The 20901-nt window shown below is 65.1% G+C and carries 17 protein-coding genes; 4 read left to right on the top strand and 13 right to left on the bottom strand.

The window, feature by feature from the left end; all coding sequences use genetic code 11:
• Positions 1–33: 33 nt before the first annotated feature.
• From EDF71_RS13025 to EDF71_RS13035, 3 genes are all read right to left on the bottom strand, one after another.
• Positions 34–813, bottom strand: coding sequence for a DUF4126 domain-containing protein (locus tag EDF71_RS13025; RefSeq protein WP_133857005.1), 780 nt, complete (start codon positions 811–813; stop codon positions 34–36).
• Positions 814–919: 106 nt separating this feature from the next.
• The gene (locus EDF71_RS13030; RefSeq protein ID WP_133857006.1) at positions 920–1708 is read right to left on the bottom strand and encodes an enoyl-CoA hydratase/isomerase family protein; all 789 of its coding nucleotides are present in this window, start codon (positions 1706–1708) and stop codon (positions 920–922) included.
• Positions 1709–1731: 23 nt separating this feature from the next.
• Entirely contained in the window at positions 1732–3339 is a 1608-nt protein-coding gene (locus EDF71_RS13035) for a carboxyl transferase domain-containing protein (RefSeq protein ID WP_133857007.1), read from the bottom strand.
• An 82-nt stretch (positions 3340–3421) separates the two neighbouring features.
• On the opposite strand from EDF71_RS13035, the gene EDF71_RS13040 reads away from it, so the two are divergent.
• Positions 3422–5149, top strand: coding sequence for a Na+/H+ antiporter (locus EDF71_RS13040; RefSeq protein ID WP_021024800.1), 1728 nt, complete (start codon positions 3422–3424; stop codon positions 5147–5149).
• Between the two features lie 39 nt (positions 5150–5188).
• Here the strand turns inward: EDF71_RS13040 and EDF71_RS13045 are convergent, their stop codons facing one another.
• The gene (locus tag EDF71_RS13045; RefSeq protein WP_133857008.1) at positions 5189–6901 is read right to left on the bottom strand and encodes an AMP-binding protein; all 1713 of its coding nucleotides are present in this window, start codon (positions 6899–6901) and stop codon (positions 5189–5191) included.
• A gap of 152 nt (positions 6902–7053) precedes the next feature.
• Here EDF71_RS13045 and EDF71_RS13050 point away from each other — a divergent pair, with 152 nt between their 5' ends.
• The 3 genes from EDF71_RS13050 (at position 7054) to EDF71_RS13060 (ending at position 10547) form a co-directional block, all read left to right on the top strand.
• Complete coding sequence (locus EDF71_RS13050; RefSeq protein ID WP_230770387.1) at positions 7054–8097, top strand: AraC family transcriptional regulator; 1044 nt, start codon at positions 7054–7056, stop codon at positions 8095–8097.
• 118 nt (positions 8098–8215) lie between these two features.
• On the top strand, positions 8216–8896 hold the full coding sequence (locus tag EDF71_RS13055) for a glutathione S-transferase (RefSeq protein ID WP_133857009.1): 681 nt from the start codon (positions 8216–8218) through the stop codon (positions 8894–8896).
• Between the two features lie 22 nt (positions 8897–8918).
• Complete coding sequence (locus tag EDF71_RS13060) at positions 8919–10547, top strand: AMP-binding protein (protein ID WP_133857010.1); 1629 nt, start codon at positions 8919–8921, stop codon at positions 10545–10547.
• Positions 10548–10589: 42 nt separating this feature from the next.
• Here EDF71_RS13060 and EDF71_RS13065 read toward each other — a convergent pair whose 3' ends face one another.
• The 9 genes from EDF71_RS13065 to EDF71_RS13105 form a co-directional block, all read right to left on the bottom strand.
• Positions 10590–12206 carry a GMC family oxidoreductase N-terminal domain-containing protein gene (locus EDF71_RS13065; RefSeq protein ID WP_133857011.1) on the bottom strand — a complete coding sequence of 539 codons (1617 nt, stop codon included), beginning with the start codon at positions 12204–12206 and terminating at the stop codon, positions 10590–10592.
• Positions 12203–12934 (bottom strand): ABC transporter ATP-binding protein, encoded by a 732-nt coding sequence (locus EDF71_RS13070; RefSeq protein ID WP_043338144.1) that lies wholly within the window; start codon positions 12932–12934, stop codon positions 12203–12205. The genes EDF71_RS13065 and EDF71_RS13070 overlap by 4 nt, the downstream gene beginning before the upstream one ends.
• On the bottom strand, positions 12927–14747 hold the full coding sequence (locus EDF71_RS13075) for a branched-chain amino acid ABC transporter ATP-binding protein/permease (protein ID WP_133857012.1): 1821 nt from the start codon (positions 14745–14747) through the stop codon (positions 12927–12929). The genes EDF71_RS13070 and EDF71_RS13075 overlap by 8 nt, the downstream gene beginning before the upstream one ends.
• On the bottom strand, positions 14747–15667 hold the full coding sequence (locus EDF71_RS13080; RefSeq protein WP_133857013.1) for a branched-chain amino acid ABC transporter permease: 921 nt from the start codon (positions 15665–15667) through the stop codon (positions 14747–14749). The genes EDF71_RS13075 and EDF71_RS13080 overlap by 1 nt, the downstream gene beginning before the upstream one ends.
• Before the next feature lie 81 nt (positions 15668–15748).
• Complete coding sequence (locus EDF71_RS13085; protein WP_133857014.1) at positions 15749–16942, bottom strand: ABC transporter substrate-binding protein; 1194 nt, start codon at positions 16940–16942, stop codon at positions 15749–15751.
• A 142-nt stretch (positions 16943–17084) separates the two neighbouring features.
• Positions 17085–18716, bottom strand: coding sequence for a GMC family oxidoreductase N-terminal domain-containing protein (locus EDF71_RS13090; RefSeq protein WP_133857015.1), 1632 nt, complete (start codon positions 18714–18716; stop codon positions 17085–17087).
• 101 nt (positions 18717–18817) lie between these two features.
• Positions 18818–19513, bottom strand: a complete 696-nt coding sequence (locus tag EDF71_RS13095; RefSeq protein WP_133857016.1) for an HAD family phosphatase — start codon at positions 19511–19513, stop codon at positions 18818–18820.
• Positions 19514–19544: 31 nt separating this feature from the next.
• Complete coding sequence (locus EDF71_RS13100) at positions 19545–19949, bottom strand: YchJ family metal-binding protein (protein ID WP_133857017.1); 405 nt, start codon at positions 19947–19949, stop codon at positions 19545–19547.
• Between the two features lie 3 nt (positions 19950–19952).
• Positions 19953–20672: a DUF4197 domain-containing protein gene (locus EDF71_RS13105; protein WP_133857018.1), complete on the bottom strand. Its 720-nt coding sequence runs from the start codon at positions 20670–20672 to the stop codon at positions 19953–19955.
• Between the last annotated feature and the right edge of the window lie 229 nt (positions 20673–20901).

Here is a 20901-nt window from a genome sequence, read left to right on the forward strand (position 1 = left end):
CCCTGACCCCGGCCCGCCTTTGCAAGCCCTCGGTCAATATCGTTGGTGATCCGCGCCCGTGGCGGCCAAGGCCACCGGCTCTTCATGGCCCAGCCACCGGCGAATCCGGCGCACCACGGCCCGCAAAAACTTCCACAACACCCAGGTCATCACCCACATCAGCACCAGCACCACGGCAAGCGCCACCGCAAACACCAGCGGGTGGTTGATGGCCAGCCACACCGCACCGATCGAGACCCCGTCCTCCATCAGGCTGGCGCCCCAGTTGGAGAAAGGCTCCGGGCTGGTGTTGATCGCCGCGCGTGTCGTGGTCTTGGCCACCTGGCTGCTCAGCGCCAGGGTGCCGCCCATCAGGGCTGCCGCCGTGGCCATCGTCGCGTTGTCGGTGCCAAACACGCTGGCCGCCAAGGCCGCACCCGCCGGCACACGCACTACGCTCTGCACCGCATCCCAGACCGAATCCACGCCAGGAATCTTGTCGGCAAAGAACTCGACAAACAGCAACGCGCCGCTGATGAACAGGATCACCGGCTGCTGCAGCACCGTCAGCCCACCGGGCAGGTGCAGGACGCCGGTGGCGCCCAGCATGCCCGTCACAAACACCACCGCGTAAAGCCGAAAGCCGCTGGCCCAGCCCAGCGCAGCCGCCAAGGCCATCAGCTGGCCCCAGTCCCACTGCGCCATGGCCTGGCCCATCTGGCCAGCCACCTGGCCGACCTGGTCGGCCGCCTGCCCCACCGTTTGCGCGGTGTCCTTGTCCAGATGCAGGCCGATGCCGTGCAGCCAGTTGACGATGGTGTTCCAGATATCCATGGTGGGTGCTCCTCAGTGCCAGTCAGCAAACACGCTGTTTAAACGCGCTGTTTATAGCGCCAATGCCTGCTTGCTGTCTGCCATCCAAGGCCGCGTTATAGGTACATCAGCTGCCCAGCCAGCTGGGTTTGCGTTTGTTCAAGAATGCCTGCACGCCTTCCTTGCCTTCGGCGCTGGCGCGGATATCGGCAATGCCGGCCACCGTCTCGGCGATCAGCGCCTCGTCCACCTCGCGGCCAGCCACATCCAGCACCAGCTTTTTGCAGGCCTGCACCGCGGCCGGGCTGGCGCTCAGCAGGTGCTTGAGCAGGCCGTCGACGGCGCTGTCCAGCGCCTCGGCCTCCACCACCTGGTGCACAAAGCCGGTGCGCAGCGCTTCGGCGGCGTCAAAGCGCTCACCGGTCAGAAAGTAGCGGTGCGCCGCACGCGGGCCCATCGCGCGGATCACATAGGGGCTGATGGTGGCCGGGATCAGGCCGATCTTCACCTCGCTGAGGCAAAAACCAGCGTGGCTGGCCGCCACCGCCATGTCGCAGCAGGCCACCAGGCCCATGCCACCGGCGTAGACGTCGCCCTGCACCCGCGCAATCGTCGGCTTGGGGCAGGTGTAGATCACGCGCAGCATTTCGGCGAGCTTGCCGGCATCGACCAGGTTTTCCTCGCGGCTGTAGTCAGCCATTGCGCGCATCCAGTTCAGGTTGGCGCCCGCGCAAAAGGCCGGGCCTTCGGCAGCCAGCACCACGGCGCGGACCTGGGCCTGCGCACCCACCCAGCTAAAGGCGCGGGTGATGTCGGCAATCACCTCGTCGCTGAAGGCATTGCGCACATCGGGCTGGGTCAGGGTGATGGTGGCTACCGGGCCGGTGGCTTCAACGGTCAAGAATGTGCTTTTCATGGTGTCCTCTCTGTCTCAGGGCCTTACATGCGGAAGACGCCGAACTTGGTGTCCTCGATCGGTGCATTGCGGGTGGCTGCCAGGCCCAGCGCCAGCACGCGGCGGGTGTCTGCCGGGTCGATGACGCCGTCATCCCACAGGCGTGCCGAGGCGTAGTAAGGGTGGCCCTGGTCCTCGTACTGCTGGCGGATGGGCGCCTTGAAGGCCTCTTCCTCTTCCGCCGTCCAGGCGCCGCCCCGGCCTTCGATGCCATCGCGCTTGACCGTGGCCAGCACGCTGGCCGCCTGCTCGCCGCCCATCACGCTGATGCGTGCGTTTGGCCACATCCACAGGAAGCGCGGGCTGTAGGCCCGGCCGCACATGCCGTAGTTGCCGGCGCCAAAGCTGCCGCCGATGATGATGGTGAACTTGGGTACGCTGGCCGTGGCCACTGCCGTCACCAGCTTGGCGCCGTGGCGGGCAATGCCCTCGTTCTCGTACTTGCGGCCCACCATGAAGCCGGTGATGTTCTGCAGGAACACCAGCGGAATCTTGCGCTGGCAGCACAGCTCAATAAAGTGCGCGCCCTTGACGGCCGACTCGCTGAACAGAATGCCGTTGTTGGCGATGATGCCCACTTCCATGCCCTCGACACGGGCAAAGCCGCAGACCAGGGTGGCGCCAAAACGGGCCTTGAACTCGTCAAAATCACTGCCATCGACAATGCGGGCGATGATTTCGCGCACATCGAAAGGCTTGCGCGTATCGACCGGGATCACGCCATACAGCTCATCGGCCGGGTAGGCCGGTGCCTGTGGTGCCTTGTCGCCGGCATTGGGCTGCTTGGACTTGTTCAGGTGGCTCACGGCCTTGCGGGCCAGCGCCAGCGCATGGGTGTCGTTGTCGGCCAGGTGGTCGGCCACACCGGACAGGCGGGTGTGCACATCGCCACCGCCCAGGTCTTCGGCACTCACCACCTCGCCGGTTGCGGCCTTCACCAGCGGAGGGCCACCCAGAAAGATCGTGCCCTGGTTCTTCACGATGATGGACTCATCGCTCATCGCCGGCACATAGGCGCCGCCAGCAGTGCAGGAGCCCATGACCACGGCGATCTGCGCAATGCCCTGGGCCGACATATTGGCCTGGTTGTAGAAGATGCGGCCAAAGTGCTCGCGGTCGGGGAAGACCTCGTCCTGGTTGGGCAGGTTGGCGCCGCCAGAATCGACCAGGTAAATGCAGGGCAGGCGGTTTTGCGCCGCCACTTCCTGGGCGCGCAAATGTTTTTTTACCGTCATCGGGTAGTAGGTACCGCCTTTGACCGTGGCATCATTGCACACGATCATGCAGTCCACGCCACTGACCCGGCCCACGCCGGCGATCAAGCCCGCACCCGGTGCATCGTTGTTGTACATGTTCAGCGCAGCCAGTGGCGCCAGCTCCAAAAAGGGCGTGCCGGGGTCCAGCAGCATCTGCACGCGGTCACGCGGCAGCAGTTTGCCCCGGCCCAGGTGCTTGGCACGTGCGGCTTCACCACCGCCTTGCGCCACCTTGGCAGACTGGGCCCGCAGGTCCTCCACAATGCTGCGCATGGCTTGCGCATTGGTCTGAAAATCTGCCGACCGGGCATTCAGCTGGGTTGCGAGTTTGCTCATGCTTGTCCTCTTCAATGTTCTAGCGTTCCGTTCAGAAACGCGTTTTCTTTAAAAATAGTCTGCTGCCAAACGAATCCGCACCATGCACACCGTCGAAACCGTCCTGCTCGTACTGATGATCGGTGCCGTCACCGGCATCATTGCGCGCTACATCCGGGCCATTCCGCTGCCCCTGATCCAGATCATGCTGGGCGCTGCGCTGTCCTGGCCGCAAAAAGGCCTGCATATCGATTTCGACCCCGGCCTGTTCATGCTGCTGTTCATTCCGCCGCTGCTGTTTGCCGACGGTTGGCGCATTCCCAAGCGCGAGTTCTTTGCGCTGTACCGCCCTATACTGCGGCTGGCCTTCGGCCTGGTGCTGTTTACCGTGATTGGCCTGGGCTACCTGATCCACTGGATGATTCCGGAGATCCCGCTGACCGTGGCCTTTGCGCTGGCCGCCGTGATATCGCCCACCGACGCGGTGGCCGTCTCGGCCATCACGCGCAACCTGGGCATGCCGGCCCACACCATGCATGTGCTCGAAGGCGAATCGCTGCTCAATGATGCATCGGGCCTGGTGGCGCTGAAATTCGCCATCGCCGCCACCTTGACCGGCCTGTTCTCCTGGACCCAGGTCACGCAGGAGTTTCTGTGGATCGCACTGGGCGGCCTGGGCGTGGGCGCTGCGGTGGGCTGGGGCTTCAGCTACCTGCGCGATACCGTCACCCGCCGCCTGGGCGATGTGGCTGCCACCCAGATGGTGCTGCTGCTGGTGCTGCTGCCCTTTGCGGCCTACCTGCTGGGCGAAAAGATTGGCGTCTCCGGCATTCTGGCGGCCGTGGCCGCCGGCGTGGCCACCAATTTTGGCGACCTGAACCGCGCCGACTACATCTCCGAGCGCATGCAGACCGCCGGTACCTGGGCCATGGTCGAATCGGCCTTCAATGGCGCGATCTTCCTGCTGCTGGGTCTGCAGCTGCCCTCGATCATTGGCGTGACCTTGCGCGATGCCGGCCATGACTGGTGGATTCTGGTGGGCTATGTGGCCATCATCTCGATCGCGCTGCTGGCGCTGCGCTGGATCTGGCTGATGCTGGGCGTCAGCCGCAGCCTGCACAAGGCCCACCAGGCCGGCAAGCTGGTCAAAAAGCCTGATCTCTGGCTGAACCTGGCCACGACCCTGGCGGGTATCCGTGGCGCGGTCACCCTGGCCGGTGCGCTGTCCGTGCCGCTGCTGCTGAACAACGGCCAGCCGTTTCCGGCAAGGGACATGCTGATCTTTCTGGCGACCGGCACGATCTTGTTCACCCTGGTGATCGGCAGCATCGGCCTGCCGCTGGTGCTGCGCCGCGTGCAGGCGGTGAGCGAGCCCGAATCGGTGCGCGAAGAGCGCCAGGCGCGCATTGCAGCCTGCCGCGCTGCGATCAACAGCCTGGCGATGAGCGATGACGATGCCGCCCAGCAGCCCACCGAATGGCAGGCCCAGCAGCATGAAATCGAAGGCCGGATTGCGCGCGAGTACCGCAACCGTATCGACCTGCTCGACGAAGAGCGCACGCCCGAAACCGCCGAGGTGCAGGACCTGGCCACGCCGGACGCCGTGCAGGAGCGGCGCCTGCGCTATGTGGCCGAGCTGGAGATGCGGCTCAACTGCATCAAGGTCGAGCGCCACACCATCTACGCAGAGCGGCACAACAACCGCATCAACGACGAATCGCTGCGCAGCCTGGTCCAGGAGCTGGACCTGAGCGAGATCACCTTGCGCAAGCGCCTGGAAGTCGCCCGCCGCGCCGCGGCCAAGCAAGCTGCCAAGCTGGAAGGGCATTGATCGTTCGGGCGGGTGCTGCATGGCGGCGCTCTGCCGGTCTCAGGCGGTCTTGCTCACATCCAGCTTCAGCGATTCAATCATCGCCTCGCGGATCTTGAACTTCTGGATCTTGCCGGTCACCGTCATCGGGAAGGCTTCGACAAATTCGATATAGCGCGGCACCTTGTAATGGGCGACGCGGCCCTTGCAGTAGCTGCGCAGCGCCTCGGCATCCAGGCTTTGGCCGGCCTTGACGATGACCCAGGCGCAGAGCTCTTCGCCAAAGCGGCTGTCGGGCACGCCCACCACCTGCACATCCTGCACCTGCGGGTGGGTGTAGAGGAACTCCTCGATCTCGCGCGGGTAGATGTTCTCGCCGCCCCGGATCACCATGTCCTTGATGCGGCCGACGATGTTCACATAGCCTTCGGCATCCATCGTGGCCAGGTCGCCGGTGTGCATCCAGCCATCGCCATCGATGGCCTCGCGCGTCTTGGCCTCGTCGCCCCAGTAGCCATGCATGACCGAGTAGCCGCGCGTGCAGAGCTCGCCGGATTGGCCGGGGGCCACGGTCTCGCCCGTCTCGGGGCTGACGATCTTGACCTCCAGGTACGGATGCACCTTGCCGACGGTGGAGACGCGCTTGTCCAGCGGCGTGTCGGTCGAGCTTTGGCAGCTGACCGGGCTGGTCTCGGTCATGCCGTAGGCGATGGTGATCTCGGACAGATGCATCTGGCTGACCACGCGCTTCATCACCTCGATCGGGCAGGGCGAGCCGGCCATGATGCCGGTGCGCAGGCTCGACAGGTCGAACTCGGCAAAGCGCGGGTGGTCCAGCTCGGCGATGAACATCGTGGGCACGCCATGCAGGCCGGTGCAGCGCTCGGCCTGCACGGTCTCCAGCACGGTCAGCGCATCAAAACCATCATTGGGGTAGACCATGGCCGAGCCATGCGTCATGCAGGCCATATTGCCCAGCACCATGCCAAAGCAGTGGTAGAGCGGCACGGGGATGCAGAGCCGGTCTTCTTCGGTCAGCCGCATCGCCTCGCCAATGAAATAGCCGTTGTTGACGATATTGCGGTGGGTCAGCGTGGCGCCCTTGGGAAAGCCGGTGGTGCCACTGGTGAACTGGATATTGATCGGGTCGTAAGGCGTCAAGCTAGCGCCGATCTGCGCGACCTGCGGGTCGGCCGCATCACCGCCGGCGATAAAGCGCGAGAAGCGCTGCATGCCCGCCTGCTCCTGGCCCTGGCCTGCGACATCGATCCAGACCACCAGGCGCAGATCGGGCAGGGCCTCGATCTGCAGCGCAGCGCTGGCTTGTGTTTCCAGCTCAGGCGCCAGCGTGCGCACCATGCCCAGGTAGTCGCTGGTCTTGAAGCGCTCCATCACGAACAGCGCCTTGCACTGCACCTTGTTGAGCGCATAGGCCAGCTCGGAGGTGCGATAGGCCGGGTTGATGTTGACCAGGATGATGCCCACATGGGCGGTGGCCAGCTGCAGCAGCACCCATTCCACATTGTTGTGCGACCAGATGCCGACCCGGTCGCCCTTGGCGATGCCGGCACGCAGCAAGGCGCTGGCCAGTTGCTGCGATTGCTCCAGCAGCTGCTGGTAGCTCAGGCGCAGGCCCTGGTGGCGGCTGATGAGCGCATCACGCGCGCCAAAGCGGGCCGCCGTCTCGCTCAGTTGCTGGCCGATGGTCTTGTTCAGCAGGCGCGGCTCGCTGGCGCCCCGTGCATAGCTGCTGGTCAATCTGGTCTCGCTCATGGTGTCTCCTGTCCGCCGCGCCAGCCGTCTGGTTGGCGGCCCTTTTCCTAGCTATTCAGGATACGCGAGCGTGCCGCGCAAATGATGGCAGGATGGTTGCAAATGTCGCCAGTACAATGGCCCTGCTTGGCGCTATTTAAACCCCACCCTCCATGCCCAAACCCCTGCCCTCCTCTGCCGTCGTGCACCACCCCGCAGTCACGCCCATGGCCTTTGTCCGGGCGATCGCCCGTGCCTACCAGCACCGGGGACTGAGTGCGGATCGTGCGCTGCAATTGGCGCAAATCGATCCCTTGGCGGTCGAAAAAGATGGCCCCGGCATCACCGCCTTGCAGTTCGAGACCCTCTCCGATGCGGCCATGCAGGAGCTGGACGACGAGGCCCTGGGCTGGTTCAGCCGCCGCCTGCCCTGGGGCAGCTACGGCATGCTGGCGCGCGCCTCGCTCACCAGCCCCAACCTGGGGGTGGCGCTCAAGCGCTGGTGCCGCCACCATGGCCTGCTCACCGATGACCTGGCGCTCAGCCTGCAGGTGCAGGGCGAGACGGCCACGGTGGAGATCATTGAGCACACCGGCCTGGGCGAACTGCGCGAGTTCTGCCTGGTGTCCATGCTGCGCAATATGCACGGGCTGTCGAGCTGGTTTGTCGATTCGTCGCTGCCGCTGTTCAAGGTGAGCTTTCCGTTCGAGGCGCCCGCCCATGCCGATGTCTATGCGCTGCTCTTCCCCGGCGATGTGCAGTTTGGCGCGCCGGTCACCCGCATGCAGTTTGACGCGCGCTACCTGGCCTTGCCGATTGCCCGCGATGAGGCGGCCTTGCAGCGCATGCTGCAGCGCGCGCTACCACTGACCGTGCGCCCCTACCGGCGCGACCGGCTGATGGTGCAGCGCGTGCGCCAGCTGCTGGCGGCCGACCCCTCAGCCATGCACAGCGCCGACAGCCTCTCGGCCAAGCTGCACCTGTCGCTGCGCACCCTGCATCGCCAGCTCAAGGACGAGGGCGCATCGCTGCAGGCCCTGAAGGACGAGGTGCGGCGCGAACGCTCGCTGACCCTGCTGCACCGCAGCAACAGGCCCATCAAGCAGATCGCGCAGCTGGCCGGTTTCAGCAACGACAAGAGCTTTATCCGCGCCTTCCGCACCTGGATGGGCATGTCCCCGGCCGAATACCGCAAGAGCACCCGCCCGCCGGCCTGAGGCGCAGCGGATGTCGGACTGAGGCCGGCCCGATTTGCAACCTGGCTGACACCTGCAGGGCAGCCGCACGCGTCCATTCGTGCCAAGATGGCGGCACAACATCGGATGGAGACTTGCTGTGATCGAGCTGTACCACTGTGTGAGCGCGCGCTCGTTCCGCGCGCTATGGATGCTGGAAGAGCTGGGCCTGCCCTACCGGCTGCAGATGCTGCCCTTTCCGCCCCGCGCACTGGCCAAGCACTATCTGGCACTCAACCCACTGGGCACCGTGCCGCTGCTGATTGACGGCGACACGCGCATGACCGAGTCCGCCGCCATCTGCCAGTACCTGGCAAGCCGCGACCCCGCCCAGCGCCTGGACGTACAGCCCAGCGACCCCGCCTATGGCAGCTACCTTAACTGGCTGCACATGTCCGATGCGACCCTGACCTTTCCGCAGACCCTGGTGCTGCGTTACCACTTCTTTGAGCCGGCCGTGCGGCGCCAGCCCCAGGTGGCCGAAGACTATGAGCGCTGGTTTCTGGGCCGGCTGCGCGCGCTGGAGACCGCCGCCCAGGCCATGCCGGCTGATCAGCCCTACCTCTGCGCAGGCCGTTTCACGGCCGCCGATGTGGCCGTGGGCTATGCGCTGATGCTGTCGGACTACCTGGGCATGTCCTCGCAATGGGGGCCGGCCACCCAGCACTACTGGATGCACCTGCAGCAGCGTGCCGCCTTTCTGCGCAGCCTGGAGGCCGAAAAGCAGGCCGCGCTGGACCAGCAGATCGACCCCATTCCGTCGCCGTTGATCCGGCCCTGACCTTGCCTGGAAGCCCCTCGACATGATCGCCATCACCGACCAGACCACCATTGGCCAGGCACTGCAGGCCGCCATTGCGCGCTACCCCGACAACAGCCTGCTGGCGGTGCCGGCCAACCCCAAGCGCAGCTACCTGCCCGAGGGCTGCGAGTTCAGCTACACCCAGGCCGGCGCCCATATTGCGCGGCTGCAGGCCTGCTACCAGGCGGCCGGCTATGGCGTGGGCCACCGCGTCGGGCTGTTTCTGGAAAGCCGGCCCGAGCACCTCTGGCACAAGCTGGCGATGAACAGCCTGGGCATCTGCTGTGTGCCCATCAACCCCGACTACAAGCGCCGCGAGCTGAACTACCTGATCGACCATGCGCAGCTGGACCTGGTCGTCTGCCTGCCCGAGCGGCTGGAGGCGCTGCAGCAGTCGCTGCAGGACACGCGCAACCAGCCGGCCCTGGTCTGCACCGATCCACAAGATGGCAGCGCCATCACGCTGCCACCGGCACGCTCGCAGCCCTCGGGCAGCCTGAGCGCCGACACGCCGGCAAGCATCCTCTACACCTCGGGCACCACCGGCCAGCCCAAGGGCTGTGTGCTGTCGCATGCCTATGAGCTGGCCGCTGGCAAGTGGTATGCGTCCCACCCCGGCCATGTGTCGATCCAGGAAGGCCGCGAGCGCCTGTTCAACCCGCTGCCGCTGTTCCATGTCAACGCCTCCATCCTGTCGTTCTACTGCATGCTGCTGAGCGGCGGCTGCCAGATCCAGACCGACCGCTTTCAGCCCAGCCGCTGGTGGGAAGAGGTGGCCCGCAGCCGCGCCACCATCGTCCACTACCTGGGCGTGATCATTCCGCTGCTGCTCAAGCAGCCGCCGTCCGACTGGGAAAAACAGCACTGTGTGCGCTTTGGCTATGGCGCCGGGGTGGAGCCGCAACTGCATGCCGCTTTCGAGCAGCGTTTCGGCTTTCCGCTGATCGAGCTCTGGGGCATGACCGAGGTGGTGCGCACCATCTCCGACCATGGCGACGACCGCCAGGTGGGCACACGCTCCTTTGGCCGTGGTGCCCCCGGGTTGGAGGTGCTGGTGGCCGATGAGAGCGGCCAGCCGGTGCCGCCCGGCACCCCCGGCGAGATGCTGGTGCGCTACTCGGCCGAGACACCGCGCAAGCATTTTTTCAGCGAGTACCTGGACAACCCCGAGGCCACCGCCAAGGCCTGGGAAGGCGGCTGGTTCCACACCGGCGATGTGGTGCTGCAGGACCCCGATGGCTTGCTGCACTTCATGGACCGGCGCAAGAACATCATCCGCCGCTCTGGCGAGAACATTGCGGCCGCCGAGGTGGAGGCCGTGCTGCTGTCCCACCCCAAGGTGCACCAGGTGGCCGTGCTGGCCGCGCCCGATGACATCCGCGAAGAAGAGGTGCTGGCCAGCATTGTGCTGACGGACGGCGTGGCGCCCGGCACCGCCATCTGCCAGGAGCTGTTTGCGTTCTGCCAGCAGGAGATGGCCTATTACAAAGTGCCAGGCTGGTGGTGGTTCACCAATGAGATCCCCACCACGGGCACGCAGAAGATCCAGAAGCACCGGATCTTGGCGGCAGGCCAGGATGTGCGCAGCCTGCCCCAGGTGCTGGACATGCGGGCGCACAAAAAGCGCTGACGGCGCTGGGCCCGCTGCTGCACTGCAAGCTGGGCCAGCTGTCTAGCCTGCGCGGCGCAGCAGGTCCGCACCCTTTTCGCCAATCATCATCGTGGCCGCACAGGTGTTGGCCGAGGTGATCTCGGGCATCACCGAGGCATCGATCACCCGCAGCCCCTCAAGGCCATGCACGCGCAGCTGGGCATCGACGACGGCACCGGCCTCAGGCCGGGGGCCCATGCGCGCCGTGCCGTTGAGGTGGTAGGACGAGACACCGTAGCGGTAGATAAAGTCCAGGATCTCGTCATCGGACTGCACCTGCGGCCCGGGCATGACCTCGTCCACCCGGTACGGCGCCAACGCCTGGCTCTGCAGCAAGGCGCGGGCCTGGCGCACACCGCGAATAAGGGTCTGGCGGTCGCCCTCTTCCGCCAGATAGCGCGGCTGCACGACTGGGTCGGCCAGCGGATCAGCCGATGCTAGCTGCACCGTGCCCATGCTCTGCGGCCGGTGCTGCCAGACGCCGCAGGTCATGCCCGGAAACACATCGAGCTGGCCCACATAGCCTTCACGGTAGCTGGCCGGGGAGAACACGCCTTGCAGATCGGGCCGCTCCAGCCCCGGCTGCGAGGCCGCAAACCAGTGCACCACCGAGGGGCTGAGCTGCAGGATATTGGGCTTGCCGCGCAGCCATTGCCAGGCCTGGCCCCAGAGGCGTGGCACACGCGCCAGTTCGTTGATCGTGGTGGCGTTCTTTACCGATGCGACCAGCCGCACCGAGAAATGGTCCTTGAGGTGCTGGCCCACACCGGGCAGGTGCACCTGGGTGGCAATGCCCAAAGCACGCAGCCGCTCGCCATCGCCAATGCCCGACAGCTGCAGCAGCTTGGGCGTGTTGATGGCGCCGGCGCTGACGACCACCTCGCGCCGCGCCATCACCTGGCGCCGCACGCCGTCCTGCAGGTACTCCACACCACAGGCGCGGCCGCCCTCGACCAGAATGCGCAGCGCCTGCGCGTGGGTCCGCACATCCAGGTTGCCGCGCCGCACAGCCGGGCGCAGAAAGCAGCCCGCCGTGCTCATGCGCCAGCCGTTGTGGATGCTGCGCTGGAAATAGCCCACGCCTTGCTGGTAGGCGCCGTTGTAGTCCGGGTTGCGCGCCAGGCCCTGCTCGGCGGCGCCGTCCAGAAAGGCCTCGCAAATCGGGTGCGGCCAGTGTGGCAGGCTGACCTTGAGCGGCCCGTTGTGGCCGCGCAGTGCCGGATCGCCGCCATCGACAAAATGCTCGCTGCGCTGGAAATACGGCAGCACCTCGTCATAGGACCAACCGGCATTGCCCTGCGCCGCCCAGCCGTCGAAATCCTCGCGCTGGCCCCGGTTGTAGACCAGGCCATTGATGGAGGTGGAGCCGCCCAAGGTCTTGCCCTGGGGCAGCGGAATGCGCCGGCCGCCGGTGCGCTCGGTCGGCTCGGAGCTGAACTGCCAGGCCACCGCCGGGTTGAAGATCACCTTGATGAAGCCGGCCGGCAGCTTGAGGTAGGGCCGGTGGTCGGGCGGGCCGGCTTCGAGCACGCAGATGCGCAGCGCCGGGTCCTCGCCCAAACGGGCGGCCACGATGGCACCGGCCGCACCGCTGCCGACCACCACATAGTCAAAACTGTCGGCTGCCGGCGCGCTCATGCATGGGCTCCCAGGTAGGCGGCACGCACCTTGGGGTCGCGCCGCAGATCGGCAGCCGCACCCTGCAGGGTGAAGTGGCCGGTCTCCAGCACATAGGCCCGGTCGGCCACCGCCAGCGCCTGGTTGGCCATCTGCTCGACCAGCAAGATGGTCACCCCTTGTGCCTTGAGCTGGCGCACGATCGCAAAGATCTCCTTGACGATCAGCGGCGCCAGGCCCAGCGAGGGCTCATCGAGCAGCAGCAGCTTGGGCCGCGACATCAGGGCGCGCGCAATGGCCAGCATTTGCTGCTCGCCGCCGGACATGGTGCCAGCCATCTGCGCGCGGCGCTCCCGCAGCCGGGGGAAGGTGTTGAACTGCTGCTCCACATCGGCAGCAATCGCGGCGGCGCCATCCTTGCGGTGGTAGGCGCCCAGCAGCAGGTTGTCATGCACGCTCTGGTCGGCAAACACCTGGCGGCCTTCGGGCGACTGGGCAATGCCAAAGGGCACGCGCAGGTGGCCGGGCATGCGGGTGATGTCCTGGCCCAGAAACTCGATGCGGCCCGCCGCTGTGGGCTCCAGGCCCGAGATGGCCTTCATCAAGGTGCTCTTGCCCGCGCCATTGCCACCGATGATGGTGACCACCTCACCGGCATGCACCTGCAGCGACACCCCTTTGAGCGCCTGCACGGCACCGTAGTGCAGCTCCAGCGCCTCGACACGCAGCAATGGTGTTTGCTCAGGCATGCTTGCCTCCGTTCATCGCTTCGTCCTCGGTTTCATCGTCGCTGCCTAGGTAGGCGGCTATCACGCGCGGATTGCTTTGCACCTGCTGGGGCGTGCCCTCGGCAATCTTCTGACCATAGTCGAGCACGATCACGTGGTCGGACACGGCCATCACCAGGTCCATGTGGTGCTCGATCAGCAGCACGGTGATGCCCAGATCGCGGATGCGCGCAATCACCTGGATCAGTTCCTGCGTCTCCTGCGGGTTGAGGCCGGCGGCCGGCTCATCGAGCAGCAGCAAACGCGGGTGGGTGGCCAGCGCGCGCGCCAGCTCCAGCCGGCGCTGCAAGCCATAGGGCAGGCTGCCTGCGGTGTGCAGCGCCTTGTCGCGCAGATGCAGGCGGTCGAGGATCTGCAAGGCTTCATCCCGCGCAGCCAGCTCGGCGCGCCGGGCCTTGCCCACACCTATCAGGCTGGCAAAGAAGCCCGCCTGGATATGCGCATGCAGGCCCACCTTGACGTTGTCGAGCACCGTCATATCGCTGAACAGCCGCAGGTTCTGGAAGGTGCGGCCCAGGCCCATGCGGGCGATCCGGTTGGGTGAGACACCCACAATGCTCTGGCCCGCAAACTGGATGGAGCCGCGCTCGGGCACCACAATGCCCGACAGGATATTGAGCAAGGTGGTCTTGCCCGCGCCATTGGGCCCGATCAGCGAATGCACATGGCCGGGCTTGATGCAGAGATCTACCTCATTGGTAGGCACCACGCCACCATAGGCCTTGTAGATGCCGCGACCGTCCAGCAAACCCTCGGCGCCGGTGCTGGCCAGCGGCGCGGCCGATTTGAGCTGCCAGGCCGGCAGATCCTGCGGCAACTGCGGCGTGGGCAGCAAGCCAGGCGCATATTTGCGCGCCAGGCTGCGCAAGGTGCCAGCCAGGCCATTGGGCATGGCGTACAGCGCAAACAGCAGCAGCGCACCATAGGTGAAATGCTGCACGCCCGGCCAGCGCGACAGCAGCGAATCGAGCAAGGTCAGCACCACCGCGCCCAGCAGCGGCCCGTAGACGGAGTTACCGCCAAACAGCACCACCAGCAGGAAGAACACCGACAGGTTGAAGGTGATGAAGTCGGAGTTGATGTACTGGTTCTGCTGCGTGATCAGCGCGCCGGCAATGCCGCAGGTAAAGGCGCTGATGACAAAGGCCAGCACCTTGAACTTGTAGACGCTGACGCCCACGCTCTCGGCCGCCACCTCGGCGGTGTTGACGGCCATGAAGGCGCGGCCAAAACGGCCCGCCAGCAGGTGGCGGAACATGATATGCAGCACCACGCAGAGGGCCAGCACAAACCAGACCCAGTGCGAGGACGCAAACATCTGATCGCCCAGCTTCAAAGGCACCACGCCATAGATGCCCTGCTGACCGGCAAACACATCCTGCCATTCCGAGACCACCTTCTCGACGACGATGCCAAAGCCAATGGTCACCATGGCCAGCGCCGGGCCCTTGACCCGCAGCGCCGGCAGCGCAATCACCACGCCAAACAGGCCGGCCAGCACACCGGCCATCGCAAACGCGGCCCAGGGGTTCCAGCCCCAGCGGGTGGTGAGCAGGGCCACCGCATAGGCGCCCACGGCAAACAGGCCGGCATGGCCCAGCGATTTCTGGCCGGTGTAGTTCACCAGCACATTCAGCCCGGAGGCAGCGATGTAGTTCACCCCGATCAGAAAGACGATGCGCAGGTAGAAGTCATTGCTGGTCATCAGCGGGATGGCGGCCACCAGCGCCGCCACCAGGGCCAGCCAGCCGTAGTGCTTGATCTCGCTGTTCATCAGACTTTCTCCACGATCTTCTGGCCCAGCAGGCCCTGGGGCCGCACCACCAGCACCACGATGATCAGCAAGAAGATGCTGATCTCGCGCATCTCCGCCTGCCACAGGCCCACCAGCGCTTCAATCAGGCCCAGCACAAAGCCGCCCAGCATGCAGCCGCGTGGGCTGGTCAGCCCACCCAGAATCGCGGACGAGAAGGCCTTGAGCGCCAGGCTCATGCCCATGAAGACCGATGCCGTGGTGATGGGCGCAATCAGCAAACCGGCCAGGCCCGCCAGGCTGGAGCTGATGACAAAGGCCAGCACGACGATGGCCGTCACATTGATGCCCATCAAGGTAGCGGCGCTGCCGCTTTGCGCCACGGCGCGCACGGCCTTGCCGATACGGGTGTGGCGCATCACATAATCGAGCGCCAACAACACAGCCACGCTGCAGACCAGCACCAGCACCTCTTGCGGCAGCACACCGGCATTGCCGATGCGCAGCACCTCGCTGCCCAACGGCGAGGGCATGACCAGCGGCGCAGGGCCCCAGATGGCCAGCGCCGTGTTCTGGATGATGATGCCAAAGCCGATGGTGCTCATCACCCAGGCCATGCCGCCGCGCCCAACAAAGGGCCGCACGGCCGCGTAGTACAGCAGCAGGCCCAGCAGCGCCAGAACGGCCATCGTGCCCAGCAGGCTGAGCACATAGCGCCACAGGCTGACATCGGCGGGCACCAGGCTGTCGGTGATGTTCTTGCCGGCAAGCAGCAGCAGCACCGACACCGCGACAAACGCGCCCGCGACCAGGAACTCGCCCTGGCCAAAATTCAAGGTCTTGGTGGTGTTGAAGGTGATGTTGAAGCCCACCGCCACCAAGGCATAAATACTTCCCAAGGCCAGCCCGCTAAAGACCGCCTGCAGTATCGAATCCAGCATACGCACCCCAGACACATTGCCGCTAAAAAAACCAGGCCTGCGGACCGCATGGGGCGGGCGCAGGCCTGACGAGTCGATGCCTTACTTCTTCAGATCCGCGGGCGTCAGCGACTTGTAGACGCTGTCTTCAAATCGCACCACATCGCTGCCCTTCCAGCGGGCGAGGTAGAAGTCGCTCACGCTCAGGCCTTCGTGGTTGGTCTTGCTGAAGGGCTTGTCATAGGTCTTGATCACGCCCTCGGTGCTGTTCAGGTTCTCCAGCGCAGCGGCGACCTTCTCGCCATCGGTGCTGTTGGCCTGCTTCATCGCAGCGGCCAGCAGCATCACCGAGTCATAGGCCTGGGCGGCGCAGGGGAAGGTGGTCAGGGTCGGGAAGTTCACGCGCACGCGCTGGCCCAGGGCCTTGGTCTTGGCGGAGGTGTCTTCGGTCGTCGAGGCAGCCATGATCAGGTGCTCAGCCAGCTTGGTGCCCGCCATCTTGGGCAGCAGCGAGCTCAGGTTGCCCCAGGTGCCCAGGGTCGTGGGCATGTAGTTGATCTTCTCCATGCTGCGCAGCACCTGGGCGGCGCCATCGGCAATGCCGTAGATGATCACGGTGTCCGCACCCGCCGCCTTGATCTTGTTGAGCTGCGAGGTCATGTCCGTGTCCTTGGGACCGTACTTCTCGACCGCAACGGGCTTGACGCCGTGCAGCGCCAGAATCTCGGTCGCATCCTTGATGCCGCCCTGGCCGTAGCCGGTAGAGTCCGCCAGGATGGCGATCTTCTTGTCCTTCGAGGCCTTGACGGCATAGGCACCCAGCAAGGCGACCTGCTCGCGGTCCACCATCGAGATGCGGTAGAGGTAGTTCTGCGGCTCTTTGGCGTAGCGCGTGGTGATTTCGGTGGCGGTACCGATGGGCACGATCACCGGCACCTTCTTTTGCTGCGGAATATGCAGCCAGGCCAGCGCATTGCCGGAGTTGGCCGGGCCCACGATGCCGCTGACCTTCTCGCTGTCGATCAGCTCCTGCACGGTCTGGATGGCCTTGGGCGGTGTGCCCTGGTCATCACGGATGACGCCGACCAGCTTGCGGCCCATGATGCCGCCGGCCTTGTTGATGTCCTCGATAGCGGCTTCAAAGCCCCAGCGGCCCGAGATACCCAGCTCGGCCACGCCGCTGGCCGATTGGTCGGCGGTGTAGCCGATCTTGATGTCCTGGGCCTGGGCCGAAAAGGCAAAAGCGCTGGTAACCAACGCCGCAGCCTGCGTCAAACGATAGACGACCTTGTACATGTTTGTCTCCTTGCTTTGTTGTCAAAATCTCTTGCTGAACCTCTCTAGCACGCACGAGGCCCTTGTCTTCTTCAATATAGCGGCGGATGCCGCAAACGCTCTTCTGGGTTTCTCCTAGGTAAGATTTCGTAACTACAACCCCTTAGTCGCGGTGGGCGGCAAGCAGCAGATCAGCGGCCTTTTCGGCCACCATCATCGTCGGCGCACCGGTGTTGCCCGAGGGCATGGCTGGCATCACCGAGGCATCGGCCACCCGCAACCCGGCCATGCCATGCACGCGCAATTGGGGGTCCACCACGGACTGGCCATCGCCGGCCGCGCCCATGCGGCAGGTACCCATGAAATGCCAGGCTGTGCTGCCCCGCTCGCGGGCAAACTGCAGCAACTCCTCGTCCGATTGCAGCTGGGCGGACGGCGCCTCGTCACTGGCCACATAGGGCGCCAAGGCGGCGCTGTGCAGCAGGCGCCGGGCCTGGCGCAGGCCCGCCACCACCAGGCGCTGGTCGGCCTCATGGTGCAGGTAGTGCGGCTGGATCACCGGGCTGTCCCAGGCATGGGCCGAGGCCAGGCGCACATGGCCCTTGCTCTGGGGGCGCAGCTGGTAAAAGCCCAAGGTCATGCCTGGAAAATCATCGAGCTGGCCGGCAATGCCGGAGGCATAGCTGCCCGGCGAGAAATGGAACTGAAAATCTGCCCGCCCACCGGCCGTTTGCGCCGATGAGAACGCATAAGCCACCGAAGGGCTGATCGCCAGAATGCTGGGCTTGCTCGCCATCCAGCGCGCCACCTGGCCCCAGAGCCGCCAGCCCCGGGCAGTGGTGTTCAAGGTCGGCGCGTTCTGCACCCGCACGATGGAGCGCAGCATCATATGGTCTTGCAGGCCCTGGCCCACACCCGGCAGGTGCTGCTGTACGGCAATGCCCAGGTCCTGCAGACGCTGTGCATCGCCCAGGCCGGACAGGTTGAGCAGCTTGGGCGAATTGATGGCACCGGCCGCCACCACCACCTCGCGGCTGGCCTGCAGGCGCCGCAGCGGGCCGCCGGGCTCGGCCGCGTATTCCACACCGGTAACGCGTGTGCCCTCCATCACCAGGCGGCTGACATGAGCGCGGGGGATGACGCGCAGATTGGCTCGCCCCTTAGCCGGGCGCAAAAAAGCCTTGGCGGCACTGACCCGCCAGCCCCGGTGAATCCAGCGCTGGTAATAGCCAGCGCCCTCCTGCTTGCCCGCGTTGTAGTCCTTGCCCGAGGGAATGCCCTGGCTGGCGGCACCGGCGATAAAGGCATCGCACAGCGGGTGGCGCCAGTCACAGTCGGTGATCGGCAATTCGCCTCCCAGCCCCCGGTAGTTCACATCGCAGATGGCCAGGCGCCGCTCCGAGCGCTTGAAGTACGGCAGCACCTCGTCATAAGACCAGCCGGTGGCGCCCTGGGCCGCCCAGTCATCGTAGTCCTGGGCCTGGCGCACATAGTTGAAACCGTTGACGGCACTGGAGCCTCCCAAGGTGCGGCCCAGCTGCGCGACCACCTGGCGGTCCATGGTGGCAGCATCGGGCGCGGTCTTGAAAGGCCAGGTGTAGCGGGGGTTGTAGCCGACCTTGATAAAGCCGGCGGGGATATGGATGTAGGGGTGGTGATCGGGTGGGCCGGCCTCCAGCAGGCAGACCTGGAAGCGGCCCGATTCACTCAGGCGGTTGGCAAGGATGCAGCCGGCCATGCCGGCACCGACAATGATGAAGTCAAACGCTGCATCCCACTCATGCACAGGCCCCATAACAACTCCAGGTGGCAACCAGACGAAAAGTCTAGGTGCACCCTGGCATCAGGCCTGTCGCTTCAGTGTCCGCCTCTTTGCGAGGAGGTGGCCAGGTTTGCTCAGGCGGCCAGGGCCGATGCGCGGGCCACGCGCTGGGGCAGATCGGCCATGTGTTCAAAGAACTGGCTGGCACCGGCTGCGGCCAGATCGGCCTGCGAGCAGACGGCATGCGCTGGCGGGTGGTAGGCCCACACGGTAGCGCCGGCCGCCACACCCGCCTGGGTGCCTGTCACGCTGTCTTCAATCACCAGGCAGCGCTGTGGATCAGCCCCCAGCGCGGCAGCGGCGGCCAGGTAGACATCAGGGAAAGGCTTGGTGCGTGGCATCTCATGGCCGCTGAAAATGCGCCCTTCAAAATAAGGCAGCAAGCCGGCAATGCGCAGCTGCATCACGATCTTCTTGCGGTCCGCACCCGAGGCGCAGGCGATCTGCCCTTTGAACTGGGCATGCAGGGCCTTGATGGCCTCCACCGCGCCTTCGATGGCTTTGACATCCTGCTCCAGCGCCACATTGCGGCGCTCATAGAACTCTTCCATCCAGGCATCGGTCAACGGCTTGCCGGTGTTGGCCTCGATCAAGTCCTTCTGGCTGCGCACCATCTTGCCGATGAACAGCTGCAAGCAATCCTCGGACGACAGCACCCAGCCCGCCTCATTGAGCATCGTGCACAGCACCCGGTTGGTGATGACTTCGCTGTCCACCAACACACCATCGCAATCAAACAGCATGGCCTCAAAGCCTGCATTGGGGTTCATTTTGGGGTCCTAGAAAAATGACAGGTGGTGATCAGAATTGCTCACCATCCAGATAAAACCAGCGGCCTTGCTCCTGCACAAAGCGGCTGCGCTCATGCAGGCGCACCGCCCTGCCTTGCAGCTTGTAGCGGGCGACAAACTCCACCTCGGCATGATCGCCATCCACCGGCTCAAAGGCCTTGACCTGCAAACCCAGCCAGCGGCACTGAGGCTCAAAATCCAGCTGCGACGGGCGGGTAGAGGAATGCCAGGTGGCCAACAGGTAGGCGCGCTCTTCCAGCACAAAGGCGCTGTAGCGCGATCGCATCAGGTGCTCGGCATCCGGTGCCGGCGTCCCTTCAAAATCGGCAATGAAGCGGCCGCAGCAGGCGCTGTAGGCCGCACCGGATTCACAAGGGCAGGTAGGCTGCGACGTCGATGCTTGCTTCTTCGCCATGGCTTATCGCAGCGCTCCAAAGACCTTGCGCACAGCGGCATTGGCGCTACCCAGCGGGTTCTGGCGAATCGCGCGCTCCTGCTCGCCAATCACGGCGTACAAACCATCGAGGGTCTTGCCGGTCACATACTGGTTCAGATCCAGCGCATCGCTGGACACACCAAAGCTCGATGCCTTGCCCACCAGCTGGTTGTACTGCTGCACGACACCCACTTGGCCCGTCGCCTGGGTCACCACGGGCAAAAAGCGCTGCGTCAAAGGCTGGCGTGTTTTTTCCATGAAGAAGGTGGTCACCGAGTGGTCACCACCACTCAGGATCCGCTTGGCATCGTCCAGCGTCATGCGCTGTACGGCATCCAAGAGCACGTCCTTGCCCATGGGGACAGCCAGCTCCGCAGCGCGGTTGATGCCCTGCTCCACCTCGTCCACATAGCGGCCCTGGCCAAAGCGGCGCATCATCTTGGCCGCCTCACCCATGTAGCCAGGCAGCGGAATGCGCAGCTGGGGGTTGTTGAAAAAGCCCCCGTTCTGGCCCAACTGGGACACTGCCACCTGAGCACCCTGCGTCAGCGCGGCCTTGATGCCCTGGCTGGCATCGGTATTGGTCAGATCGGCCAGCGAGAGCGCGAGCGCCGGAGATACCGCGCCGGCGCCGCTCAGCAGCGCCAATAAATGCAGCAGACGGCGGCGCTGCGCTTGGCGCAGACAGCTTTGCTCGATCATGGCAGTCCTTGAAAACACAAACCAGCTATTGTGCCAAACCCCGGCATCCAGCCGTGCGCCAAGGTGCTTGCGGGGGCTGCACTGAAGCGCAAAACATAGTCAGCCGGAGGCTTGGGACGGCCCCAGGTAGCACGGCCCAAAAGAAAAACCCCTCTACTCGGAGGAGTAGAGGGGTTGATCAGTATAAAAGCCTGACGATGACCTACTTTCACACGGGAATCCGCACTAT

Source organism: Comamonas sp. JUb58, from assembly GCF_004364775.1.
GTDB lineage: Bacteria > Pseudomonadota > Gammaproteobacteria > Burkholderiales > Burkholderiaceae_C > Comamonas.